Genomic DNA, 25367 nt, shown 5'->3' on the forward strand with positions numbered 1-25367 from the left:
TCATTTTCCTCCTCCCCGTTTCAGGGCCACCTTCACTTCCGATTCCATATCGTAGACGCCCACTGTGTTCTTATTGGAAATTACCGTTATATTTGCAATATCATACAGACGGTGATATACCACGTGCTCCCCGTTTTCAAATCCGGTACAGCTCATGGAAAGCAGATATTCGCCTCCCTGAAGCGACATCTTCTGACTGAATTCCACCTCGTATTCGTCGCCGTTCTTCACCGGCTTTACATCCGCCGATTCATACATGGTATTGGTTCCCGTCAAATCGGCTCCCCGTTTATCCTTGATCGTATACGTAAAAATCGGGGTATCCAGACTGGTGTTAAAATGGATCCGCTCTTTAATCGTAAACATCTCGCCCTTTAAAAGCAGGTTCGTCAAATTGCCCCGCTCGTCAAAAAGGCCGAAATCCACGATCTCCGCCCGTCCATCGCCATACTCCGTCTTTGCGGGATTGATCGTCAGTTTTTCCTTCATGAGGCCGCTGTGGGCTTCCGCCTTCCGCTTCTGTCCGGCGGCGCTGTCTCCCGAGAAATCACTCATCTCCTCCGAATTCAGTTCCACCAGCTCGTCTTCCAGCTGATCCATCTGATTTGCCAGAATCTTCTTATATAAATCAACCATCTTCCCCGGTTCTCCCTGGGCGATAAATGCACCTTTGTTCAGCACCACGACGCGGTCGCAGTACTTAATAATGGCGCCCATATCGTGGGTAACCATCAGAATGGTGGTGCCGTTCTTCCTGATCTCTTCCATACGCCGGTAGCACTTGGCCTGAAAGAAGACGTCGCCTACCGACAGCGCCTCGTCGACGATCAGAATCTCCGGCTCCACATTAATCGCAAGCGCAAAAGCCAGCCGCACAAACATACCGCTGGAATACGTCTTAACGGGCTGATAGACGAAATCTCCGATATCGGCAAACTCCAGAATATCCTGAAGCTTCGCCTCCATCTCCTTTCTGGAAAAGCCCATCATGGTGCCGTTCATAAAGATATTTTCAATGCCGGTGTAATCCATGTTGAATCCGGCTCCCAGCTCCAGTAAGGCGGAGATCACTCCGTCCACCTCCACCTCGCCGGTCGTCGGGGTCAGAACCCCGGTAATAATCTTTAGGATGGTGGACTTACCGGAACCATTTGTTCCGATGATTCCCACCGTCTCGCCTTTATTTACATCAAAGGAAATTCCGTTTAACGCGTAGAAATCTCTGTGAAAATTTTTATGGGTAATGCTCATCGCCTCTTTTAAACGGTCGATGGGATTTTCGTATAGCCGGTAAATCTTTGTAACATCCTTTACCGAAATCGCACTATTTTTTGATTTCACGAATCTTAGTCCTCCATTTCGGGCCTCTTACAGTACATCGGAAAAATGCGGCCGCAGCTTTTTAAATACCTTCAGTCCGAGCAGCATCAAAATGATGGTCACCGCCCAGAAGTAGATTCCCAGTGTCGGCCGCATCCAGAATCCGTCCCCGGTCAGCATGCTGTCGCGGTAACCGGCCACGATGTAGTAAAATGGATTAATTTTTAACAGTGGTGTCAGCCACGCAGGCGCATTGGGGAGTATCTCCGGTGCCCACATAATGGGTACCATCCACATCCCAAACTGCAGCATAATTCCTATAATCTGCGCCATGTCTTTGAAAAATACATTGATAGCGCTGGTGAAATACGTCACAGCCAGCGAGAGCATGGAACATGCAAACGTATAATAAATAATCTGTAACCAGCTGAACCTGGGCGGTATGCGGTATGCCAGGAAGACAACAATCATGATAATGGCGAAAATTCCATGTACCATCATACAGGACAGCATCTTGATGACTGGCAGTATCTCCACACGGAATACCACCTTCTTGACCAAATAGCTGTACTCCTGCAAACAATTAGTTCCCGAGTTTAACACCTCGCTGAAGTAAAACCATGGCATAATGCCTGGAATCAACCACAACACGTAAGGGTAGTCCACTGGCGGCACACTCTTGAATCCCAGCTGGAATACGCAAAAATAGACGATCACAGTCGCAAGCGGCTGTAAGAACATCCACACGATACCGAAATAGGAACCTACAAACCGCTTCTTAAAGTCCGCCTTTGCCAGGTCCAGAATCAATTTTCTCTTGTGTACAATCTCTTTACATAAGGAAACCAGATAATCCATGGTCCGCTCCTCTCCGGTTAAAATTTAAATGTATCCCGAATACCGCTCCACTTCTGGTCCTTATCGGAAATGATCAGTTCCATACCTTCCTCGATCGGCCAGTCGATGCCGATCTCCGGATCGCTCCAGAGAATTCCGCCCTCGTCGCCCGGATGGTAGAAATCCGTACATTTGTAAGCAAATTCCGCCTCATCGGACAGAACCAGGAAGCCGTGGGCAAAGCCCTCCGGGATATAAAACTGCTTTTTATTCTCTGCAGTCAGTTCAACGCCAAACCATTTCCCGTACGTCTCGGAATCAGAACGAAGATCCACCGCCACGTCAAAGACGCTTCCGCGCACTGCGCGCACCAGCTTTCCCTGTGGAAACTGCTTCTGGAAATGAAGGCCGCGAAGCACACCCTTCACAGACATGGACTGGTTGTCCTGCACAAATACCATGTTAAGTCCTGCTTCCTTAAAATCATTCTGGTTATAAGTCTCCATAAAATATCCCCTGGAATCCGGAAATACAGACGGTTCAATCACATAAAGCCCTTTAATATCACACGGTGTTACTTTTATCTTTCCCATATTTTCATGCTCCTTTACATCACTTTGTCATTTCTTGTCTTGTAGCATTCTATCACAACTCAGCTTAAATTTCCACTAGATGGGGGATTTTACCTTAGAATTCGTGTATCTTCCCATCTTGTCAGATGATATTTACTCTGCTACAATGTAAACACATAAAGGTGCTGCCATAGCAAACGGCTCACCTTGGTTAACAGTTACTATCAAAAAGCAACCACGACTTTGGAGAGAGGCGGTTGCTTTTTGATAGTAGTCTTTCTTGTCTTCTTTGTCAGTATGTCTGATACTCACGACTGTTACTACAATACTGACCACAGTCACGATGATACCGACAATCCCAACAACAATCTCTAACATCATCTGTCCTTTCGTTCTTATTTTTTTCCACTTTATATTTTAGAATCCTTGACACAATCATTCTACTCTGCTACAATGTAATTACAAAAAGGTGCTGCCATAGCAAACGGTTCACCTTGGTTAATAGTTACTATCAAAAAAAGCAACTACTACTTTGGGAAGTCGAGCGGTTGCTTTTTTGATGTCAATTTATTCTGTCTTTTTTGTCATCATGTCTGATACTCACCACTGTTACTACAATACTGATCACAGTCACGATGATACCGACAATCCCGACAACAATACCTAACATCATCTGTCCCTTTCGTTCTTATTTTCCACATATGTATCACCTCCGAAAATACGGGAAGTTCTCAAAATGTACTCATTTCGCCGAAAGGTGAACCACTTACCGTTTTGGCAGCACCCTTATTATCCCGATACTTTCCCCCAATATTCCCGATTCATCGTTATTTTCATAATCACCCACCTCGGAAGCTTCCTATACCGTTTCCCCATCAGATATCCCAGATACTTAAATCCGCTTTTTACAATCACTCCGGGGATCAGCCATGGCTTTTTCTGTTCTACGAGCCATTTACACGTCTTTTTCACCAAACGGATTCCCTCGCTCTCTGAGCGGATTCCGTCAAATACTTCCGGGTGGTCTGTCTGGGAAACTGCAAGATCAAAATTGCGCTTTAGCTGAGCGCTGCACCCATAATTATGAGAATGAATCACCCTGGCCTCTGCAACATAGGCAATCGCCTGCCCCCGATAGAGAACTGCATTTCCTGCGTAAATCATATCCTCATTAAAGATCGTCTGGTTCGTAAATCCGCCTGCCTCAAGAAAAAGCCTTCTGTCATAGGCACAGCAGACATTGGAAGCAAAGAATGTCTTAATTCCCAGTTCCTCTAAATCGCCTTTCGTCTTCACATAGCTTTCCGCCGGATAGTTAAAGGACCTGGTATATTTTTCCGCCGGAGCGCAGTCACGGTTTGGCAGCTGTCTCGCATAGGCCGCCGCCACGTATTCTCCTGACGGCCCTTTCTGACTCAGTCCCTTTACCAGCGCTCCGATTAACTCCCTGTCCGCGGGGATCGCATCGTCCGTCATAAATACCATGATATCGGCTTCCGAATATGAAGCTCCCTGGTTTCTCGTTCCGCCATGATCAAACTCATTTTTTGTCACGTGGTGTACTTCCAGATTTGGGACAGTCTCATAAATATCTTCTTTCCAGAAAGACTGTTCCGTATTCATAATAATAATGCGCCGGATCGGATAGTTTTGCTTTCCCAGCCGCTCTAAAAGCGTTTCAAATACCGCATCCGGTTTATATACCGGAATAATGACATCCACCGTTCGGTTTTTTTCAATCGTTTCTACTGCCATAGTCCAGCCTTTCTGTTATTTATTTCTGCTATCTGTCATCTGTTTGCTATCTACCATCTGTTTGCTATCCATCATCTGTCTACAGTCTCCCATCATCTGATACACGTCACAGAGCAGATTCTCACAAGCGCATAGATGCTGACAAAACACTCCAGATAATAAATCCCCTTCGAATAATCCCTCTTAATAGTCAGATTATCTCCATAAATCATCAGCAGAATCAGCGGAAGAATAGGCAGGAAATACCGCCCCTGGATTCCCGCGATATAGGTGAAGCCCTTTGGAGTCCAGCCCAGAAGCATGGAGGTCAGCACCAGACAGAAGCTCAGTAATGTAAGAACCGCGATCCACACCTTCTGACCGGGCTTAAACGGAGTGTGATCCCCGGCTCTCCTTACAGAGCTTACAATCAAGATTCCCCACAACAGGTACAGACAGAAATACGGAACCGTCAGATTGGGATCCAGATTTCCCAGATACCCGCCCAGCATGGTGGCCTGATAGTAGTCTAACTGCGTCACCAGTGTCTCATAATAAATCAGGAACGCCTGGTACGGCTCCTTTAAGATATCCTGGATCGTATATCCGGCCGATCCGCCTTCCCAGCTGATTATATTTTCCGTATCCTGAATCCAGGCGGACAGTACCACGTTGTTGATTAAGAAGATAGCCAGCGCCATCACTCCAATGACCGCGGCTACCGAGATCCAGTACCGTTTCTTCTCGCCGAATTTTGACGCCGGAATCAAAAGGCAGATCCCCGCCAGCGGCAGATATACAATTTTACACGGTTCTAAAAGGACAAGAAGAAGTCCAAGAACCACCGTATCACGAATTCCGATCTGTATCTTCTCGTAGGCCAGATAAAAGCACCATGCGAAAAACAGGAGAGACAGGCCGATAAGCGACGTATCGTACGATAAGGAGGCAGCCAGATGGAGGGTCATGGGGAGAAGACTCACGGCCATGAACATTTCTTTCTTAAACGGCATAATCCGGACAGCCAGCCATGCCATGCCGGCAAATGCCAGCAGGTTGAACAGACGCCCCATATAGATGAGCGGAATATATCCCAGATGCAGTACTCTTGCAAAGGAAATGCCCAGCGCCTGCGGTAAGTAGACCACCGGCGTTGTATTCACCGGCGCCTCGAAACGGACCGTCGTGCCGCTGCCTGCATCCTTCGTAAACAGTTCCCTAAGCATCAGCGCGTAGGAATCCCGTCCCACGCTGGAATACGGTTCCTCCCGTCCGTCCTGCTCCCGCACCAGCACGTTGCCGCCCCGGGCAATGTATTCCTTTTCCTTATCCGACGCCGATGAAAGGAATGCCTCGTCCGCCACTGCCTGTTTCCCCATAATCTGGTTTGACAGCCGGTATGCGCTGACGAAATGGCGCGGTTCGTCCGGAGCCGAAAACGGCGGCAGTATCATCATGTAAAAGAGTCCCAGGCAGATGACCGTAGCCGGAAACAACCAGCCAGGTTTCTTCCCGTATATCCAGAGTATTCCGGCAAGAACTGCCAGAAACACGATCCCCAGCCGCAAAACCCAGATATAAAAAAGACGCACGGACTCGTATTCCGGAGAAGGAATGGCGTCAATCACATTGTGATACGGCTTTACGAAGACGATGAGAAGAAAAAGGATTGCGGCCGCCGCCATCCACAGACCGCTCTGTCCCGCAATCTTTTTTGCAGTTTGAAGATTTCTCTTCTTTCCGACTTTAACAGTATCTGTGTTCATCGCGCGTTTCTCCCTTCTTATCCGGATAGGTTTCCACGCCCTTTCTGTTCCCATCTTCTTTTCTGTCTCCATCTTCCTTTCTGTCTGCATCTTCTTTTCTGTCGAGCGCCATCTGCTGGATCAGCTCCGTCACCCTGCTTTCCAGCTGTGAGATCTTGAGCGACAGAAAGAACACCTTCACAAGCAGAATAAAGATCACAAACATGAAGATGAAATTAGAGGTGGAATACGTTCCGACGAAATCAGACAGAATGTCGGCTAATCCCGGGAATATGCTGAACACAACCATCATCAGGGCGAACATCACCCAGAATATGGAGTCCTCAATCTTTACCTTGGACTGACGGATCTTTCTCAGCACAAAAAATGTCAGCAGTATGGAAACTATTATCAGTACCCACCGAAGTATAACGGTCATCGTACATTCTCCCTTCTCTTATCCTCAGGCGCGTTTCCTGAAATTCTGCACCAGCAGGATGGAAAACATCATTTTCCCCATGTAACGAGCGGCGCTCACAGGCTTTAAGTAACTCTCTCCGAGGATTCTCTCATCCATCGTCACCTGAATCTCCGCCACCCGCGCGCCCTGCTTCAGCAGATAGGAAATCGTATCCGGCTCCGGGCCATAGTTTAAGCCTTCTGCAAACTCACGGATCATGCGCTCATTAAACATACGCATTCCGGAGGTCGGGTCCGCGACTGAAACTCCGGTTGTCAGCCGGATCGCCGCCGACAGCAGCCTGCTTCCCAGCATGCGCATGGAATTCGGCTTCTTCTCCGTGACGAAACGGGAACCGATCACAATATCGTATCCCTCATCCATTTTTTCCCGCATTGCCTCAATATATTCCGGCCTGTGCTGTCCGTCGCCGTCAAACTGGATCGCGTAGCGGTATCCTTTACGGTACGCATACTTGAGTCCTGTCTGAAATGCCCCGGCCAGCCCCAGATTTACAGGCAAATCGATCAGATGAAATCCGCAGCGCCGGCAGACAGCCGCCGTCTCATCCGCAGAGCCGTCATTGACGATCACGTAATCAAAGATGGGATATTCCTCCTGAAGCCCCGTCACGACACGCTCAATATTGAGCGCCTCGTTATACGCAGGTATGATCACCAGCACCTTGTCCATGGTCAACCCCCTCCCTGTCGTTTCTTCGCTCTGTGAAATACATAGAATGCCTGACCCATGAAGCACATCATGAGCACCAGCATTTCCAGCATATAGGAAAATGCCCCTCCGTTGATTCCGCCGATCTTAACCAGAAGAAACGACAGAACCACGGACAGAAGGCACACAGGAACGTATCCAAAGAAGATCCTGCGCTGGCATTTCATAATAACAAGCACATAATAAAACAGATTCATAACCGCAAAGAACCCGCCTCCCAGAATAATATACAGAAGTCCGGACTTATATGGCGCCAGCTCCACATTGGAGATCGCCCCCAGCACCGGCACGCCGATCGCCCAGGCGCCGGCCAGTGCGATGACTGTCAGGACCAGTATAATGGCCACCAGCCTCTTTAAATCCCGGGTAAATTCGACGAACTTTTTTTCCTCCCACTGGTAGGACATCTTCGTTAAAAACGGCCGGATCACGAAGTTGGCCGCCAGATTGATGACAGAGGTCGGCATAAAGACAGCCACGAAAATGGCGGTGTCCATCGAGGTCATCTGTGCATCCACAGCATATTTCGCCATAGCAAAGATCAGGCCGTCGAGGAAGACCGACAGAAACAGAAGAAAGGATTCCCGGATCAAAGCCAGGGATTTTCCTGCCGCCCGCGAAAGGTTCACGCCGGGCACCAGCTTCATGGTGTTCCAGTCGAACAACAGAATTCCGGCCGCCTGGGCCAGTACTGCGATTACACAGGAAAATACCAGATCCTGTGTCGCATAAAGCGCGCCCAGAAACAGGATTACCGACAGAATCGTCCGGTATGCCATGGCTTTCCCGGTCAGATAGAGACGTCCTTCCCGCTGGAATTCCGATTCATAGACATCGGCAAAGCCATCCAGAACCTTATAAATTACCATCAGAAAAACCACCACCGTCTTCTGGCGTGAATATCCATCCGGTACGATAAACGAATTAACGAAAATATAAATTATGCCGAATATAACGGCCGCCATACACGTATAAAGCCTGACACGCCGGTACTCTCCAAAGGTGTAGGCCTGATTTACATCGGTGCTCTGAAACGGACGCATACCAAAATAGGCCACCAGAAACATCTGCTGACCGAATGCGCTGAACGCAAATCCGAAGATACCGCCCTGCTCCGGGCCGATTAAATGATTGACCAGAGCAGTCAGAATCATGCTGGAGCCGGCATAAATCAGGCTCCCGATCATGTTCCAGGCAATATTCTGCCGTTCTACCTCGGCAGTTCCTGTACGGAGACTGCCGAACATCCTTTGTCTGAGCCATTTCATATCTTCTTCATTCCTCTGTCTGTGACCGTTTCTCCCGACAGTACTGCTCCGTCGCCCAGGTCGAGAATGTAGGGATAATGGGTCTTCCTCTTCTCCACCGGAGGCATCTGCATATAGTCCCCGTACATATAGGTGAGAATGTCATGCTCTGTTCTTGGAAATACCAGCTTAAAGCCCTCAAAATCCAGCTTCATGCCCGGCGAAAACGCCGCCTTCTCCACTACATTCCAGAATGGGTTCGTATCCGGATAAAAGGCCATGCGCTTCGTATCTTTCCCCTCGTAACGGCGGCAGATCTTCTCACAGCGGGCCGCCAGTCCCCGCTTCGAGATGCGGAGTCCCTTCAGCACGTTATGCACTGCAATACAGATGGCGGTGATCACCCTGGCCTTCCAGCCGGTCTGGGCCAGATACGGCCGGGGAATCGACCGCAGAATTAAAAGTTTACTGAAAAACCAGGCCTCCCATGCCTGAAGCTTCATGAGAAACCCGGAATCCGGTATATCGTCATATACATACATATCTAAAAATACTCCGAGAGGGCTGTCCACATCCCTCATGGGAGAATCCACGAATCTGGTGCCGCGGCGGCAGATCCTCGTCGTCATCAGCGGGTAATTCTCACTGGTCCGCCAGTTCAGGACGTAATACTTATCGCCGAGTTCTTCTTCCACCAGCTTTAAAAGGCACTCAAAATCCTTCCTTGGCATGGCAACGTCAATGTCGTCATCCCACGGAATAAACCCCTTATGCCGAATCGCTCCAATCGCCGTTCCCGCCATTCCGAAGCAGAGAAGCCCGTGGCTGTCACAGAGATCCATGACATCCTTCAGTATCTCCAATTCCATCTGCTGTACACGGGAAAGGATCTCCGGTTCATAAAAACCTGCCATCCGTCTGCCTCCAATTTCTAACAATGTTCCGTTTTATTCTACAATATTGGGGCGGAAAAGTAAAGCCTCTCAATTAACTGGATAAATGGCACAACTGACAGGCTGATGGAGTTGAGGCACAGCCTCCCAAAGCGGTTTCACGGAGTTCAGAAGGAAGCTTTTTGCCCACAGAGTACATGGTAGCCAGCATCTCATCGAAGGGGATCAGCTGTCTGATTCCGCTTAAGGAAATCTCTGCAGCGATCAGGGCATTGGCCACACCGGAAGCGTTGCGGTTCTGGCAGGGATATTCTACAAGGCCGCCTACGGGGTCGCAGACGAGGCCAAGCATGTTCATGAGAACCGTGGAGGCGGCGTAGAGGCACTGCTCCGGGGTTCCCTCCATCAGCTCTACCGCGGCTGACGCGGCCATGGCGGAGGCGATTCCGACCTCGGCCTGACAGCCCCCTACGGCTCCAGCCACCGTGGCGTTGCGCATGGCCAGGTAGCCGACGGCTCCAGCGTTGTAAAGGGCGTCAATAAGCTGGTCGTCAGTAAGGCCGTACTCTTCCTGAAGGGCCAGCAGCAGTCCCGGGACGATGCCGGAGGAGCCTGCTGTGGGGGCCGCTACGATCAGTCCCATGGAGGAATTTACCTCCAGGACAGCCATGGCGTGGGTGATCGCCCGGCTCATGACTGTACCGCATACGGCTTGTCCATGTTCCCGGCGTACGGCCAGCTTCCGGGCCTCTCCGCCGATCAGGCCGCCCATGGATTTCCCTGGCCTTTCAATCGGCTCTGTGGCGGATGAGCGCATGATCTCCAGGACACGCCTCATACGTCCGTCCGCCTCCTCGGATGTTGTCTCTCCCTGGTCACATTCTCTCTTCCGCATAATCGTTGATATCGGACAATGATTTTCACTGCATAAATCCAGAAGCTCTCTGGCATTTTTAAAATCCATCATTTTTCTTCTCCTCACCTGTGCCGCCTGCTTCAGATACACGGCGGCGCCATTCCTATGACTGTACGATCATCACATCATGAACGTGGCTGTTTTCTCTTAAGGTCTCAGTTATATTTTCGGGCAGGCGGTTGTCAGACTCCACAATGGTGTAGGCCGTATGTCCCTTCGCCTCGCGGAATATTCTCATAAAGGCAATATTGACGCTGCAGTCGCTCAATACTTTTGTGATATGGGCGGCGACACCCGGCTTGTCCTGATGGACGACGATGACGGCGCTGTACTCGCCGGAGAAATCCACCTTCACCTGGTTGATGCGCACGATCCGCACCTTTCCGCCCCCCAGAGACTCCCCGCGCACGGTCATGACCTGGCCGGCCTCATTCTCCATGCGGATATCCACGGTGTTTGGGTAAATATCGGTTTCCGTATCATTTACAATGAATTGAAACTCAAGGCCCCGCTCGTCAGCGATACGGAATGATTCCCGGATCCTGGTATCATCCGTGGAAAATCCCATAATTCCGCCTAAGAGAGCCCGGTCCGTACCGTGGCCTTTGTACGTTTTGGCAAATGACCCGTAAAGGGTAAATTCTACCTTCTTAAGCGGCCCATTGATCATCTTTTGGGCGAGATAGGCAATGACAGCGGTTCCCGCCGTGTGTGAACTGGATGGGCCGATCATATTAGGCCCCAATACATCAAAAACACTGATAAACGACATGATAACCTCCCTGCACCGTTTCCTGTTTTTTCATTTCACGGTTGACATCTTTATGGTCTCATTATATCATGGCATTATGTATGAATCCAATTCATATATTTTATATACTTATTGAATATTTTTAATAGATTATATTCCGGAATCATCCTTGGAAAGGGGCGTAAATCAAATGGAACTGCGTCAGTTGAGCACATTTATCCGGGCGGCACAGCTTCAGAGCTTTTCAAAGGCAGCCGGGAGCCTGGGGTATTCTCAGTCCGCTGTCACGGTACAGATCCGGCTGCTGGAGGAGGAGCTGGGCACCAGACTCTTCGACCGGATCGGAAGAAAGGTCACACTCACACCGCAGGGAAGCCAGTTTTTGACCAGTGCTTACGATATCCTCTATGAGGTCAATCGGGCGAAGCTGTCCGTCAGCGATGAAACGGAACTCAAAAATCCCCTCCATATCGGCACCATTGAGTCCCTCTGTTTTTCGAAATTTCCTTCTATCCTGCGCTATTTCAGGGAACATCACCCGAAGGTAGCGATACGGATCACCACCGCGCCGCCGGAAGAATTGATCGAAATGATGGAACACAACCAGCTGGATCTTATCTATATTCTGGACGAGCCCCGCTATGACAGCAACTGGTATAAGGCCATGGAACAGAAGGAAGAGGTGGTCTTCCTCTCCTCGCCCTCCTTTCCTTTAGCCGGAAAGAAAGGGATTAAACTGGAGGAGCTGCTTCATGAGCCCTTCTTCCTGACGGAGAAGAATGCCAATTACAGGCGCGCATTTGACCGCTATCTGGCAACGAAGAATATACTGCTGACCCCATTTCTGGAGATCAGCAATACCGAATTTATCATTAAAATGATCGAGGAGAACAAGGGTCTCTCCTTCCTTCCACGCTTCGCCGTTATGGAAAGCGCCGCAAAGGGGCAGACCTGTGTCCTCGATGTCACCGATTTCCACGCCTCCATGTACCGCCAGATCTTCTACCACAAGGATAAATGGAAGACGCGGGAAATGGATGAATTTATACGGCTGGCCATGATGGAATGAAAACGAAGAGCCCGGCTCGCCGGACTCTTGCGCCGGAGCGCGGTTGCTTCAGCAACCAAATTTCCTTAGCGCGGAGTGCGCATCCCCCGGAGGGTTTTCATTCCATAGGACGAACTTTCCTATGGAATGAAAAAAGCAGCATCAGAATCTGCCTTAAACAGATTCTGATGCTGCACTTCTTTCATCTTTTACAGTCCAAAGCCCGGTCCGACTTCCTGTCTTTCCTTCTCTGCGGCTTCTTCTGCTGCCTTCTGCTCGGCTGCGGCCTGTGCCGCTGCCTGCTCTTCCGCCTGACGGCGTGCAGCTTCTTCCTGCTGTGCCGCTGCGGCCTGATTCTTCATATCCTCGCTTACCAGCGGATCGGTCGGATCCCATGTCTGTTCAACCGGTATCGGAGTTACGGTTGGTTTATAGTATGGGCCTACACTTACCGGATCCTCGAAGATCTCGATCGTGGTGCCGATCGGGCAGTTGTCATATACCCACTTGGCATTCTCCGCGGTCAGACGGATACAGCCAAGGGAACGCACCACGCCCAGTCCGTTATAACCGACGGACTGCATCGTGTAGATGTCGGGTTTGTCGTAACAGACCGAGTGAATCAAAAATCCCTGTCCAGCGGTAATTCTGGTCGCATACTGGGTATAGGTATCATTTACCATAAGGCGCCAGCGGTACTTCTCCGGTGTATGGAAGGTTCCCAGCGGGGTGTCATCTCCCACGGAACACAGCATGGATTTCACCGGAATAATGTATCCGTTATCGCCATCCTTTGCATAAGGAATCAGTGTGTTTAGCTGTTTGTTGACCTTAATTACGTAGGAACTCTGGATTCCGATAATCGGGTCTAAATCCTGGACCAGTTTTCCCTGTTCGTCGAAGTAAAACTTCAGTCCGTCTAAGTACTGCCAGCCGGTTAAGAAAGAGTTGTCTCTGACATAGTAGCGCACTCCGTCATGATCGACCCAGCCGGTAAACACACCGCCAGGAACATCCGTGTAGCGTGTTACGCCATTGTCATCATAGAATCCAAATGGAAGATTCGTTCTGACAGACGGTGTCCCGTCGCTCTCGTTATGATTCACTTCTGTCAGGTAAGCCTCCAGGCTCGTCAAGGGTTTCCCCTCTCCTACGGTTCCAGCCGGACTTCCAGTCATGGCCAGGCCAAGTTTTTCTTTGCCTGAAACAGTTGCCCGGTACCAGACATCCAGTACCTGTCCTGCGTATCCTGAAAGCTTCATCTGAATCGCTTCAATCTGATTCCCGGTATTCTCTCCGCCTGCCACAGCTCCGTCAGAAACCCAGCCCTGCCAGCCGCCGTCGTGTAAGTATACGCGGTAGGAAATACTCCCGTCCACACCGGTGAGCCATACCTTAAGGCCCTCCACCGGCGATGCTGAATCTGATGCCGACTGCTTGTCCATGGCTTCATTCTTCCACTGACCATCGGTAAATACCTGATATACAACATGTGGAGACGGTGGATTTTGTACCTCATCGTCGGCAAATGCCGTCATGCAGCCTAACACCATGAAAGCGGCAAGCGCTACGGCACCCGCCACCTTTTTCAATGCCTGTAACATATCCTTATCCTCCTGATACATCCGTTTTTTCCCGAAAGAAACGGGCTTTCCATACTCTAAAAAGCAGATAGTATCATTATACTATAGCGATTTTTAAAAGTAAAGCATCCGGAAAAATCGTAATTTTATAAGAAAATCGTAAGAATTCTTAATATCTTAAGATACATTCAGCCCACTCCCAGCGTTTCCGCATTGTAATCATCTCCCGCCTGTGATAAAATGAAGCTGAATTTTGAAGTGCCCGCGACGGGCGCGGATTGGAGGAACGCGATGCAGGCAATCATCCTGGCCGCAGGTATGGGAAAGAGACTGAAGGAATATACCGCGGAAAATACAAAATGTATGGTAAAGGTGAATGGAACCACTTTAATTGAACGCGCGCTGCGCATTCTCGATAAAAAACAGCTTTCCAGAATTGTCATTGTGGTAGGCTATGAAGGCCGGAAGCTCATGGACTATATCGGTACGCTGGCCATACAGACTCCCATCTGCTTTATCAACAATGAGGTCTATGACAAAACGAACAATATCTACTCCCTGGCTCTGGCCAAACAGTATCTCGTATCCGAGGATACGCTGCTCTTTGAATCCGATATCATTTTTGAGGAAGCCCTGGTAGATATTCTGATGGAAGACTCCAGAGAGACCCTGGCTCTGGTGGACAAGTTCGCCAGCTGGATGGACGGAACCTGCATGGTGCTGGATGACGACGATTCCATCAAAGATTTTATCCCGGGTAAATACTTAAAGTTCGAAGACAAGGGCGGTTACTATAAGACCGTCAATATCTATAAATTCAGTCAGCATTTTTCCGCCAACACCTACGTTCCCTTCCTGGAAGCGTATGCGAAGGCCATGGGCAACAACGAATACTACGAATCCGTCATCAAACTCATCGCCCTTCTGGAGACAAAGGAGATCAAGGCTAAAAGGCTGAACGGCGAGGTCTGGTATGAGATCGACGACATTCAGGATCTGGATATTGCGGAAAGCCTTTTTGCCAGCACCATCCAGAAGCGGTATGATGCCATTGCCTCCCGCTACGGCGGCCACTGGCGTTATCCGAAGCTGCTGGACTTCTGCTATCTCGTCAATCCCTATTTTCCGCCTCAGAAGATGCTCGACGAGATGAAATCCAATTTTGAGATCCTGATCTCGGAATATCCCTCCGGTATGCGGATCAACAGCCTGCTGGCCTCCAGAAACTTCGGCGTACGGCCGGAGCACATCGTGATCGGCAATGGTGCCGCAGAACTGATTAAGGTACTCATGGAACACACGGAAGGTCCTGTAGGCTTTATCCGCCCGACCTTTGAAGAATATCCCAATCGCTATGACAGCGCATTATCGGTTGTCTACACACCGGATAATGAAGATTTCTCCTACACGGCGGAAGATTTAATCCGGTATTACGACAGTCCCGGCCACACGGTAGGTACGCTGGTCCTCATTAACCCTGATAATCCCAGCGGCAATTACATCGACTGCGAAGGCCTTAAAAAGCTGATTGACTGGGCCAGGACAAGTTCCATACGCCTCGTTATCGATGAAAGCTTTTCTGACTTTGCAGAGCTTTCAGGAGACACGCAGGCCCTGGACTTATCCCTGATTAATGAGGAGGTGCTGCAGTCCTACAGCGGTCTTTTCGTCGTAAAGAGCATCTCCAAATCCTATGGAGTTCCCGGAATCCGCCTCGGTGTTCTGGCAAGTTCCGACGAGGCCGCGATCGCATTGTTAAAAAAAGAGGCGCCGATCTGGAACATCAACTCCTTTGGCGAATTCTTTATGCAGAACAGCGAAAAGTATAAAAAAGACTACCGGGAATCCTTAAAAAAACTGGCTGCAGACCGAAGCGGGCTAATAAAGGAGTTAAGCTCTGTTTCATTTCTCCGGCCGATCCCTTCTCAGGCGAACTATGTGATGTGCGAGGTCATGGAAGGCCGCACCAGCAGGGAGATTGCCTGCGAACTGTTGAAACACGATATTTTCATCAAGGATCTGACCTCAAAGCTGCATAACGGAAGACAGTATGTGCGGATCGCAGTCAGAAATGGAGAAGATAACCTCAGACTTATCGCGGCGCTTAAGGCGATGGCAGACGGTGCAGAAGCCTTGTAAATTGCAAGGAATAAAACGGCCGGCGGCATATGAACTCAATGGTTCCATGCCGCCGGCCGTTTTATGCAGGGAATCTTCTTCCCGGGCTGGAGCTCCGGCAGGTAAGATACTGCTCTCTTTCATTACGTCGAATACAAATAATTAATTCATTTATTATCCTCACTTTTTCGAAAGAAAATATCATAAGCCAGAGAACACAACTGTAAATAAAAGACAAATGCAGTGAAGACGTACGTGCTGATAAAATGCATGAATCCCAGCGTATGATAAAAAAGCTTTACCGCAATAACAAAAAATATAATGACTATCATATTAAGAAGTCTGCTAAGCTTAACCGGCATTCTGCTTTGCATTTTTATCTTTATAAAAGACAGGATTGAAATTACAATTGGAGTAAAAATATACAGGTAATAGACAGGCATAGCGGGAAAAGCATACCGTTTGTATGCTCTGAGCATCATATCTGTAAGAATCGTTAATACAACTGGAGCTATGTTTACAACCGTGTAAAAAATTATGAAACAGTTTTTATTTCTTTTCATCGTTTTCCCCCTTACTGCTGAGTACTCAATTGGTATCGCGGCTGCATGCAATGGCCCTTTCTTATAGGCCGGTTCTTAAGATGGCGGTGCCACTGCCGTCCGTTCCCGTTTCTCAACGGAATCGGTTTTCTCAGACATGGCCTCACCTCCTCTTCCGCTGATATATACAGTTTACCATAGCCATCTGGAAATGTCATGAATTCTTTAGAAAGACCATTGCACTCCGCCCGGCTTTCCCCTATACTGTAAGGGCACCTCCCACACCGCACTTCCATTCCGCCTCACAGAAGGCGGAGCATACATCAGAAAAGGGGATTAGAATGAATTTTAAAATAACAGAAAAGATAGAAGAAAAGGACAGATCGGAAATTTTTCAGGGACTGCTGGAATATAATCTGGCCAGAATCGAGGACAGAAATCCAAAGGAACTGGGCATCTATTTGGAAGATGAGCAGGGCAGGAAACTGGCGGGGCTGATTGGAGAGACCCATGGCAACTGGCTTATGGTTAAGTTTTTATGGGTGGATGAATCCTTGAGAGGCCAGCATATCGGCAGCCGGATTCTGGAGGAAGCAGAAATAGAAGCCACGAAAAGGGGCTGCAAATACGCCTTTCTGGATACGTTCAGCTTCCAGGCGCCGGATTTTTATAAAAAACACGGTTATCGTGAAGTGTTTGCGCTGGAAGAATATCCACTCACGGGAAAACGGTATTATCTTACCAAAACTCTTTAAAATGGAGGCGGATCGAAACTGCTTCCTGCCCGAATGTGTCAAATGGAGGCGGCAGTTTCCTGCGGCCTCCACTCTGAATTTATATCACGTTCTGTATTATTCCGCCGCGATTCCGTTTATACTCCCAGCACCTCTCCGGCCTTTTTCATCGCCGATTCAATCACCTTATCCATATCGTAATACTTGTATTCGCCCAGCCGGCCGCCGAAGATCACGTTCTTTTCGCCATCTGCCAGGGACGCATATTTCTGGAACAGCTCCTGATTTTTCTCATCGTTGACCGGATAGTACGGTTCCATGCCCTCACTCCAGGTCACCGGATACTCCCGGGTGATCACCGATTTAGGCTGGGTTCCGAATTCAAAATGCTTATGCTCGATAATCCGCGTATACGGAGTCTCCCTGTCTGTGTAGTTTACCACAGCGACCCCCTGATAATTATCGGTGTCCACCGTCTCGCTCTCAAAACGCAGGCTTCTGTACTCCAGCTTTCCGTAACGGTATCCGAAGTAAGCGTCGATGGTCCCCGTATAGACAACAGTCTCACCCAGACAGTCATACCGCTCCTTATTCTCCAGGTAATCCACTCCCGTCTCGATGTCGCATCCCTCGAACAGCTTGTCTATAATTACGTTATAGCCGCCTACCGGAATTCCCTGAAACAGGTCATTAAAATAATTATTGTCATACGTAAAACGCACTGGAATCCGTTTGATAATAAAGGACGGTAAGTCCTTGCAGTCACGGCCCCACTGTTTCTCCGTATAGCCCTTGATCAGCTTCTGGTATAAATCCATGCCCACCAGACTGATGGCCTGTTCTTCCAGATTCTTCGGTTCTCCCTTTACGGAGGCCTTCTGTTCCTCAATCTTCTTTTTCGCCTCTGCCGGAGTGGATACGCCCCACATCCTGCTGAAGGTATTCATATTGAAGGGCATATTGTACATTTCACCCTTATAATTTGCCACCGGGCTGTTGGTATAGCGGTTGAACTCTGCCAGTTCATTCACAAATTTCCAGACCTCCCGGTTGCTGGTATGGAAAATGTGCGCGCCGTAACGATGAACATGGATGCCTTCCACGTCCTCACAGTAAATATTGCCGCCGATATGATCCCGCTTTTCCACCACCAGACACTTCTTGCCCTTTTTTCCCGCCAGATATGCGAAGACTCCGGAATAGAGTCCGCTGCCTACCAGGACGTAATCATACTTTTTCATGTTTTGTGTTCTCCTGTTCTGTAATCATCTGCCCATCATTGTACTATATCTGCCCGGAAATGTAAACAACGGCCGCCGGAGCAGAGTCCTTTCAGTTCCCTGCCCCGGCGGCCGTATCGTGTCACCGTATCTTATGTATCTCATATGTCTTCCGTCTTACGCATGCCGGATATCCGTAAATTCCGAAATCTCCCGGTTAATCGTGCACAGATCGTCCACCGTCATATCGTGGATATCTTCATGACCGGTAATCCGCGCGTATGTTTTCAGTTCCTCAAAGCTGCATTTTAAAAAGTTGCCGACACGTGCAGACGCGGCACAGACATTAAACCTTTTTCTCAGTTCCGGGTCCTGCGTGGCCGCTCCCACCGGACAGTTTCCGCTTCCGCAGATCCGGTACTGCTGACATGCCGCTGCAATCAGGCCCGCAGACGCTATCGCCACGGCATCCGCGCCCATGGCAATGGCCTTTGCAAAATCGGAGGAGACCCGCAGTCCGCCTGTAATCACCAGATCAATGTCGGCTCCTGCCTCATCTAAATACTTTCTCGCCCGCGACAGGGCGAAGACCGTGGGAACGCTGGTGGAATCCCGTACCAGCTTCGGACTGGCTCCCGTGGCGCCTCCTCTGCCGTCTATGGTGATAAAATCAGGTTCTGCGAACACACAGTACTCCAAATCCTTTTCAATTCTTCCCGCCGCAATCTTGATCCCGATGGGCCGTCCGTCAGACGCAAGGCGCAGCTGGGTTACCAGGTCCCTCAAATCCTCTTTGCTGCGGATATCTTCAAATTTGGAAGGGCTGATCACGTCCTTGCCCAGCGGCTTATTACGGATCGCAGCAATCTCAGGAGTTACCTTTTCTCCCGGCAGATGGCCGCCCATCCCGGCGGTTCTCCAATCTTGATTTCGATGGCATCTGCCTCCTGGAGATTCTCAGGCGTCACGCTGTATTTATTGGGTACGTACTCGAAGATATACTTGTAAGCCGCGGCCTTCTCCTCCGGCAGTATTCCGCCCTCGCCGCTGCACATGGCAGTCCTGGCCATGGCGCTTCCCTCTGCCAGCGCCACCTTCATCTCCTTCGACATCGCTCCGAAGGACATATGGGATATGTAGACCGGTCCGTCCAGCACCATGGGCTTTTTCGCGCGCTTGCCGATCACCGTAGTGATATTCACCGGATCGTGCTCCATCAAAGGCGGCGGATTCAGCTGCGCACCCAGAATCAGGATATCATCCCAATTTGGCATGGCCATCTTTGTGCCCATGGCATCGATAATCGTCTTCCCGCTCACCGCCATCTCATGGATCTCTTTCATATAGCGGCAGGTGCTGTCCTGTCTCGCATACTTTGGATCGTATTCCAGGCCCTTTAGCCGATTTTCACCGATATCCACAGATTCCGCGGATACTGCCTCCTCCTTCGTCAATGCAGCTTCCTCCTCTGCTTCCTTTAACGGGGCAAACACGGAGGCCGGCTGCCTGCACACCGGACATTCTTTCAGATCTTCAAAAGGTTTCCCTTCTTTTTCCTCATCATAAACAAATCCGCACACACCACACTGAAATCTCGCCATATTCTGTCTCCTTTCTTTCCCCGCTTTTCTTATGCAGGATTTTTTATAGTCCCAGTTTACCACCATTTTTGTGCAACAACAATACCTGTTTGTCCTTTTTTTAACCGTAGATTGTGAAATATTTATTTTAATTGACAATTAATTCATGACATGATATGCTGTTTTCATAAGTTAATAATAATTACTATTATCTAGGCATCACCATGAAACAGATGGGAGAAAGAGAGGTAAGAACAGTGAGTACATATGTAATTACCGGCGGAACAACCGGAATCGGAGCAGCGGTACGAAAGACATTACTGGACCAGGGTCATGAGGTATTTAACATTGATTATAAGGGCGGAGACTACCTGGCCGATCTGTCCACGAAGGAGGGACGCCAGGGTGCCATCGAGGCGGTCTTTGAGAAGTATCCCGACGGAATCGATGTTCTGATCTGTAATGCAGGTGTCGGTCCGACCGCGCCGCCGAAGATGATATTTGCCCTGAACTTCTTTGCCAGCATTCAATTGGCGGAAGGCTTAAGACCATTACTTAAGAAGAAACGCGGCAACTGTGTCATCACCTCCTCCAACTCCATCACCAACATGACAGTGCGTATGGACTGGGTTGATATGCTCTCCAACGTCATGGATGAAGACAGAATTCTGGAACTGGCGGACGATATCCCCAGGAATCAGACACCGTCCTGCTACAGTTCCTCCAAACACGCACTCGCCCGCTGGGTCCGCCGGATTTCTCCTTCCTGGGCCGTAGACGGACTGAGAATCAACTCTGTGGCCCCCGGCAACACGACGACACCGATGACCCAGGGTATGACAGACGCCCAGATGGAAGCCGCCTTATTAATCCCGATACCAACACGCTACGGGCGCAGGGAATTCCTGGACGCCCAGGAGATCGCCAATGGAATTGTGTTCCTGGCATCTCCGCTGGCAAGCGGCATCAACGGAGTCATTCTGTTCGTTGACGGCGGCATTGACGCCCTGCTTCGTTCAGAGCAGATTTAAATAAGGAGGAAAAAGTGATGACAATCTTAGAGCAGTATATTGAATGCATGAAAAAGGGCGACGAAGTGGCACTGGCCGATCTGTTTAATGAGTACGGTGTTCTTCACGATTCGTCCGTTATAAAGGCCGGCATGGACACCATCCACCTGGAAGGAAGGATGGCCGTGGAGATGATGTTCCACCACAAATTCGGATTCAACGGGGGACCATTTCCCATTCACAGTGTCAAATACGTGGGGGATAATACCGTATGGTACTTTATTACCTACCACGATCACGTCGTACCGGTTACCGCCTTCTTATCCGAGACGGATGAGAACGGCAAAATAAAACGGCTGAACATCTATCCGCTATAGATCAGCAAACCCATTTGGAGACCGCGGCACCTTTCTCGGAAGGCTGCCGCGGTCTCTGTGTTTCTGCCCTGCGCGGAAATAAAAAAGTTGGAATAAACTGAAACATTTTCTGACAGACTGCGTACTGATAGGTGAGATACATAAAAAGGAGGATATCATGAATGACTACGAAATCATCCAAAAGCTAAAGCACAGGGAGGAGGACGGCCTCCGGGACTTAATGAAGCAGTATTCCGGCTATGTAGCGGCTATTGTCTGCAACATTTCCCAAGGGAGCCTGAGCGTGGAGGATGTGGAGGAACTGTCCGCCGACGTATTTCTGTCCGTCTGGAACCATGCGGCCGGCCTCATGGAGGACAGGCCGCTGCGCCCCTATCTGGCTCAGACCGCCCGCAATACGGCGATCAGCAGACTGCGAAAGCGCGGAGAAGCTGCCCTGCCCTTTGACGATGACATCATCACATTGCAGGCCGGGGAAAATCCCGATGAACTGGCCATCAAGCGGGAGCAGACACAGATTATCAATTCGGCAGTGGAGGCCTTCGGCGAGCCGGACAGGGAAATCTTTATCCGGTTTTACTTTCTGGGTGAGCGCATCGAGGCCATCAGCAGACGGCTGGCCATGAACCAGTCGACGATCCGCACAAAGCTGCACAGATGCCGCAAACGGATAAAAGGGATCTTTGAAGAAAGGGGATATCAATATGAATAAAAAGATAAAAATCAGTGATTTATGTTCCCGGATGAACCCGCAATATATGGAAGACCTGGAAGTGACCAATATGACAGACTTACACCCCTCGGAGCAGCGCATAGAAGATATCGTATTTCAGAAGCTGCATCCGGAACAGAAAACGGCCGCACCGGTCGGGAAAAGAGTAAATATGAAAAAGAAAACATGGAAAATTGCGGCGATCGCCGCTGTCTTCTGCCTGTTTGCAACGACTGCGTTTGCCATGGTAGGAGGATTCGAGTATTTCCGCTCCATCTACGGAGACACGGTTGACAATGCCAGACAGGATATTCTGACACCTGAAATCACCGTCACGGACGGCACCCGGCAAATGGCGCTGGACAGCATGCTGACAGACGGCTACAAGATCAACCTCATTGTATCGCTGAAGACCGTATCCGGCAAGGCCGACAAAGACATCGAAAAAACAGATCCTTTCAATCTGTTCCAGGTAGAGCTTCAGCCTCCCGTCTCCGGTTCTGAGCAGGAGGAACAGACCATGGCCTTTACCTGCACGGAACTGACGGAATTTTCATCGAAAAGCCAGCATTTTTACCACATTCAGCTGGATTCCCTGACCGACTGTACCGGCTGGAATATGAAAATCTCCCTGTCTGAAAGTCTGGGAAACCTGACCCTGGAATCGGATATCAAAGGCTCGGCGGCCGCTGCAGAGCTTACCATCAATCAGGCCATCGACAGCAGTCTGACGATTGAGACGCTCCAGATCTCCCCCTTAGGCTTCCTGGTTATCGGAAGTGAAGGCGCTGCCTCCGGCGGACTTCCCACGCCTTCCATCAGCCTTACCTTTAAGGACGGATCACAGGAAGATTTGATCACGCCCATGTCCTTCGACTCCGGCGAAGGCGGTACAATAACCGGAGGCGGCGGCGTTGTCATCGGAGAAGATCCTATGACCGGACCGCTTGTCACCACCACATACGGGCAGAGGAATCCCAGCGGAAAGCTTGCAATAGCCGGTGAATTCGGACGGATTATCCTGGTATCCGAGATACAGTCCATTTCAGTCAACGGTACAGAGTATCCGTTAAATTAAAGTAACAGGAGTACTCCCTTAGCGCGGAGTGCGCATCCTCCCGGAGGTTTTTTATTTCATAGGCTGAACTTTCCTATGAAACAAAAAGGCTGCTGCAAAACGACCGATCACTCAGTCGTTCTGCAGCAGCCTCTGCTATATCTCTTCCTTTTTAATAAAACAGACGGTTCACCGCACTAAAGATACCTCTGATTGAGGCTCTGGTGATGTTGGAGCTGATGCCCACGCCGTATGTGGCGCGTCCGGTCTTCACATCCAGCAGGTGGATATAGGAAGCCGCCTGTGCTCCTGAACCGGAAGTAAGTGCGTGCTCGTTGTAATCCAGTACCCGGATTTCAATTCCCAGCTCTTTCTCAAGTCCCTTCTGTACCGCATCGATAGGACCGTTTCCGACGCCTTCAAAGACCTTCTCCACGCCGTGGTCGGTATAACGGACCTTGGCCAGCGTTGAGAACTCGGTATCGTCCTCGGCCTCTGTAATCTGGCACTTACGGAAATGGATCGGTTCCTTGCGCTCGCTGTAGTTTCTCTTGAACTCATCCATGATCTGCTCAGGCGCAACCTCACCCTGCTTCTCAGAAATCGCCTGAATAACATCGGCAAATTCCTTGTGCATTCCCTTCGGAAGCCTGAAACCATAGAATGTATCCATGACGAACGCCACGCCGCCCTTGCCGGACTGGCTGTTGATGCGCACGATTGGTTCGTACTGTCTGCCGATATCCGCCGGGTCGATCGGAAGGTACGGAACCTCCCAGTGCTCCTGGTTTCTCTCGTGCATGGCCTGCATGCCCTTGTTAATGGCATCCTGATGGGAACCGGAGAACGCGGTAAAGACGAGCTTTCCTGCATACGGATGTCTCGGTTCGACCTCCATCTTGGTGCACCGCTCACATACATCCACGATCTCGCGGACATTCTCCAGATTTAACTCCGGATTGATGCCCTGGGAGAACATATTATATGCCACGGTCAGAATATCCACGTTGCCGGTCCGTTCGCCGTTGCCGAGCAGAGTTCCCTCCACCCTGTCAGCGCCTGCCAGGAGCGCAAGCTCCGTGGCCGCGATACCGGTTCCGCGGTCGTTATGGGGATGAACGCTTAAAATGATGCTGTCACGGTTCTTGAAGTGACGGTCCATCCACTCAATCTGATCTGCGTAAACGTTAGGAGTCGTCATCTCCACGGTCGAAGGAAGATTGATAATGATCTTCTTCTCGGGAGTCGCTCCCCATGTATCCTGTACTGCCGTACAGATATCAAGTGCGAAATCAAGTTCCGTTCCGGTAAAGCTTTCCGGTGAATATTCGAGGATTACTTCCCCGTCAAACCCGTCCATGTACTTCTTTACCATCTCTGTGCCTTCTACGGCAATGTCCTTGATCTCCTCTTTGCTCTTGTGAAATACCACATCCCTCTGCAGAGTGGAGGTGGAGTTATAAATATGTACAATCGCCTTCTTAATTCCCTGAATAGCCTCAAATGTCCTCTTAATCAGATGCTCACGGCACTGAACCAGAACCTGGACTACCACATCATCAGGAATCAGTTTCCTTTCTACGAGCTGTCTTAAGAAATCAAACTCAATCTGGGAAGCGGCCGGAAATCCGATCTCAATCTCCTTAAAACCAAGCTTCACAAGAAGGTTGAACATCTCAATCTTCTCTTCCACAACCATGGGCTCAATGAGCGCCTGGTTTCCATCTCTCAAGTCAACGCTGCACCAGATCGGTGCTTTTTCAATCTCTTTGTACGGCCATTGTCTCTCCGGATAATTGATTACTGGTACCCGCTTATATCTCTGATAGTTTAACATGTCTTTCTCCTCCAAATTATAATTTTTATTCGATTCATTCCCTTTTATCTTCATCCAGGGCTTTGGAGTCGATAAATCACGCTATACTTCTTGACAATGAACAACGTGGTTTTTACAGGTCTAACCCCATCTTCATCATTCCTTTACTATAAGAATCACCCTCCCGGAATTTGCCGAGGTAAAGTGTTATACTATTATAGCACGTTCAGAATTGAGTTACAACAAAAATCTTCCTCGAGTTTCCGCAGTTCTGTCCACAGAAGCACCATTACTGTTTATACTTATACACAACTTTAAAAAAATGCCCAAAATATAAGGAATCCTATCCCTTTTTGATGTAAA

Annotated in this window: 22 protein-coding genes and 1 pseudogene; 7 read left to right on the forward strand and 16 right to left on the reverse strand. The window is 49.5% G+C overall.

What is annotated here, in order from left to right:
- From ACLTD4_RS14905 to sdaAB, 12 genes are all read right to left on the reverse strand, one after another.
- Window positions 1–1341, reverse strand: coding sequence for an ABC transporter ATP-binding protein (locus ACLTD4_RS14905; protein ID WP_412331396.1), 1341 nt, complete (start codon window positions 1339–1341; stop codon window positions 1–3).
- Window positions 1342–1368: 27 nt separating this feature from the next.
- A complete protein-coding gene (locus tag ACLTD4_RS14910) occupies window positions 1369–2178 on the reverse strand; it encodes an ABC transporter permease (RefSeq protein WP_025529492.1) in 810 nt (269 codons plus the stop codon).
- Window positions 2179–2195: 17 nt separating this feature from the next.
- Window positions 2196–2750, reverse strand: a complete 555-nt coding sequence (gene rfbC, locus ACLTD4_RS14915) for a dTDP-4-dehydrorhamnose 3,5-epimerase (RefSeq protein ID WP_002604796.1) — start codon at window positions 2748–2750, stop codon at window positions 2196–2198.
- A gap of 132 nt (window positions 2751–2882) precedes the next feature.
- A complete protein-coding gene (locus ACLTD4_RS14920; RefSeq protein WP_055653404.1) occupies window positions 2883–3110 on the reverse strand; it encodes a hypothetical protein in 228 nt (75 codons plus the stop codon).
- A gap of 408 nt (window positions 3111–3518) precedes the next feature.
- The gene (locus ACLTD4_RS14925) at window positions 3519–4484 is read right to left on the reverse strand and encodes a glycosyltransferase family 2 protein (RefSeq protein WP_117622396.1); all 966 of its coding nucleotides are present in this window, start codon (window positions 4482–4484) and stop codon (window positions 3519–3521) included.
- A gap of 92 nt (window positions 4485–4576) precedes the next feature.
- Complete coding sequence (locus tag ACLTD4_RS14930; RefSeq protein ID WP_117622397.1) at window positions 4577–6229, reverse strand: DUF2142 domain-containing protein; 1653 nt, start codon at window positions 6227–6229, stop codon at window positions 4577–4579.
- Complete coding sequence (locus ACLTD4_RS14935; RefSeq protein WP_117622398.1) at window positions 6210–6647, reverse strand: DUF2304 domain-containing protein; 438 nt, start codon at window positions 6645–6647, stop codon at window positions 6210–6212. Before ACLTD4_RS14935 ends, ACLTD4_RS14930 begins: the two co-directional genes overlap by 20 nt.
- 24 nt (window positions 6648–6671) lie before the next feature.
- Window positions 6672–7361, reverse strand: coding sequence for a glycosyltransferase family 2 protein (locus ACLTD4_RS14940; RefSeq protein ID WP_055653400.1), 690 nt, complete (start codon window positions 7359–7361; stop codon window positions 6672–6674).
- Between the two features lie 2 nt (window positions 7362–7363).
- The gene (locus tag ACLTD4_RS14945; protein WP_117622399.1) at window positions 7364–8668 is read right to left on the reverse strand and encodes a lipopolysaccharide biosynthesis protein; all 1305 of its coding nucleotides are present in this window, start codon (window positions 8666–8668) and stop codon (window positions 7364–7366) included.
- Entirely contained in the window at window positions 8665–9561 is an 897-nt protein-coding gene (locus ACLTD4_RS14950; protein ID WP_117622400.1) for a LicD family protein, read from the reverse strand. The genes ACLTD4_RS14945 and ACLTD4_RS14950 overlap by 4 nt, the downstream gene beginning before the upstream one ends.
- A 73-nt stretch (window positions 9562–9634) precedes the next feature.
- Window positions 9635–10504: an L-serine ammonia-lyase, iron-sulfur-dependent, subunit alpha gene (sdaAA, locus tag ACLTD4_RS14955; protein ID WP_181988693.1), complete on the reverse strand. Its 870-nt coding sequence runs from the start codon at window positions 10502–10504 to the stop codon at window positions 9635–9637.
- Window positions 10505–10559: 55 nt separating this feature from the next.
- On the reverse strand, window positions 10560–11228 hold the full coding sequence (sdaAB, locus tag ACLTD4_RS14960; RefSeq protein WP_002604807.1) for an L-serine ammonia-lyase, iron-sulfur-dependent subunit beta: 669 nt from the start codon (window positions 11226–11228) through the stop codon (window positions 10560–10562).
- Between the two features lie 169 nt (window positions 11229–11397).
- Here sdaAB and ACLTD4_RS14965 point away from each other — a divergent pair, with 169 nt between their 5' ends.
- Window positions 11398–12276: a LysR family transcriptional regulator gene (locus tag ACLTD4_RS14965; protein ID WP_002604808.1), complete on the forward strand. Its 879-nt coding sequence runs from the start codon at window positions 11398–11400 to the stop codon at window positions 12274–12276.
- Between the two features lie 188 nt (window positions 12277–12464).
- Here ACLTD4_RS14965 and ACLTD4_RS14970 read toward each other — a convergent pair whose 3' ends face one another.
- Window positions 12465–13859, reverse strand: a complete 1395-nt coding sequence (locus ACLTD4_RS14970) for a L,D-transpeptidase family protein (protein ID WP_055653397.1) — start codon at window positions 13857–13859, stop codon at window positions 12465–12467.
- Between the two features lie 270 nt (window positions 13860–14129).
- Here ACLTD4_RS14970 and ACLTD4_RS14975 point away from each other — a divergent pair, with 270 nt between their 5' ends.
- Both ACLTD4_RS14975 and ACLTD4_RS14980 read left to right on the forward strand, forming a co-directional pair.
- On the forward strand, window positions 14130–15977 hold the full coding sequence (locus ACLTD4_RS14975) for an aminotransferase class I/II-fold pyridoxal phosphate-dependent enzyme (protein ID WP_117622402.1): 1848 nt from the start codon (window positions 14130–14132) through the stop codon (window positions 15975–15977).
- 862 nt (window positions 15978–16839) lie between these two features.
- Entirely contained in the window at window positions 16840–17253 is a 414-nt protein-coding gene (locus ACLTD4_RS14980) for a GNAT family N-acetyltransferase (RefSeq protein WP_055653394.1), read from the forward strand.
- A gap of 116 nt (window positions 17254–17369) precedes the next feature.
- Here the strand turns inward: ACLTD4_RS14980 and glf are convergent, their stop codons facing one another.
- Window positions 17370–18473, reverse strand: coding sequence for a UDP-galactopyranose mutase (gene glf, locus ACLTD4_RS14985; RefSeq protein WP_117622403.1), 1104 nt, complete (start codon window positions 18471–18473; stop codon window positions 17370–17372).
- Between the two features lie 156 nt (window positions 18474–18629).
- Window positions 18630–20053: pseudogene (locus ACLTD4_RS14990) on the reverse strand (glutamate synthase-related protein).
- A 236-nt stretch (window positions 20054–20289) separates the two neighbouring features.
- On the opposite strand from ACLTD4_RS14990, the gene ACLTD4_RS14995 reads away from it, so the two are divergent.
- From ACLTD4_RS14995 to ACLTD4_RS15010, 4 genes are all read left to right on the forward strand, one after another.
- Window positions 20290–21063: an SDR family oxidoreductase gene (locus tag ACLTD4_RS14995; protein ID WP_038259001.1), complete on the forward strand. Its 774-nt coding sequence runs from the start codon at window positions 20290–20292 to the stop codon at window positions 21061–21063.
- Window positions 21064–21080: 17 nt separating this feature from the next.
- The gene (locus ACLTD4_RS15000) at window positions 21081–21419 is read left to right on the forward strand and encodes a hypothetical protein (RefSeq protein ID WP_002604815.1); all 339 of its coding nucleotides are present in this window, start codon (window positions 21081–21083) and stop codon (window positions 21417–21419) included.
- A gap of 157 nt (window positions 21420–21576) precedes the next feature.
- Complete coding sequence (locus tag ACLTD4_RS15005) at window positions 21577–22131, forward strand: RNA polymerase sigma factor (protein WP_117622405.1); 555 nt, start codon at window positions 21577–21579, stop codon at window positions 22129–22131.
- Window positions 22124–23209, forward strand: a complete 1086-nt coding sequence (locus tag ACLTD4_RS15010) for a DUF4179 domain-containing protein (protein ID WP_117622406.1) — start codon at window positions 22124–22126, stop codon at window positions 23207–23209. The genes ACLTD4_RS15005 and ACLTD4_RS15010 overlap by 8 nt, the downstream gene beginning before the upstream one ends.
- 151 nt (window positions 23210–23360) lie before the next feature.
- Here ACLTD4_RS15010 and leuA read toward each other — a convergent pair whose 3' ends face one another.
- Window positions 23361–25025, reverse strand: coding sequence for a 2-isopropylmalate synthase (gene leuA / locus ACLTD4_RS15015; RefSeq protein ID WP_002604818.1), 1665 nt, complete (start codon window positions 25023–25025; stop codon window positions 23361–23363).
- Window positions 25026–25367 lie beyond the last annotated feature (342 nt).

It is taken from the genome of Hungatella sp., from assembly GCF_046966825.1.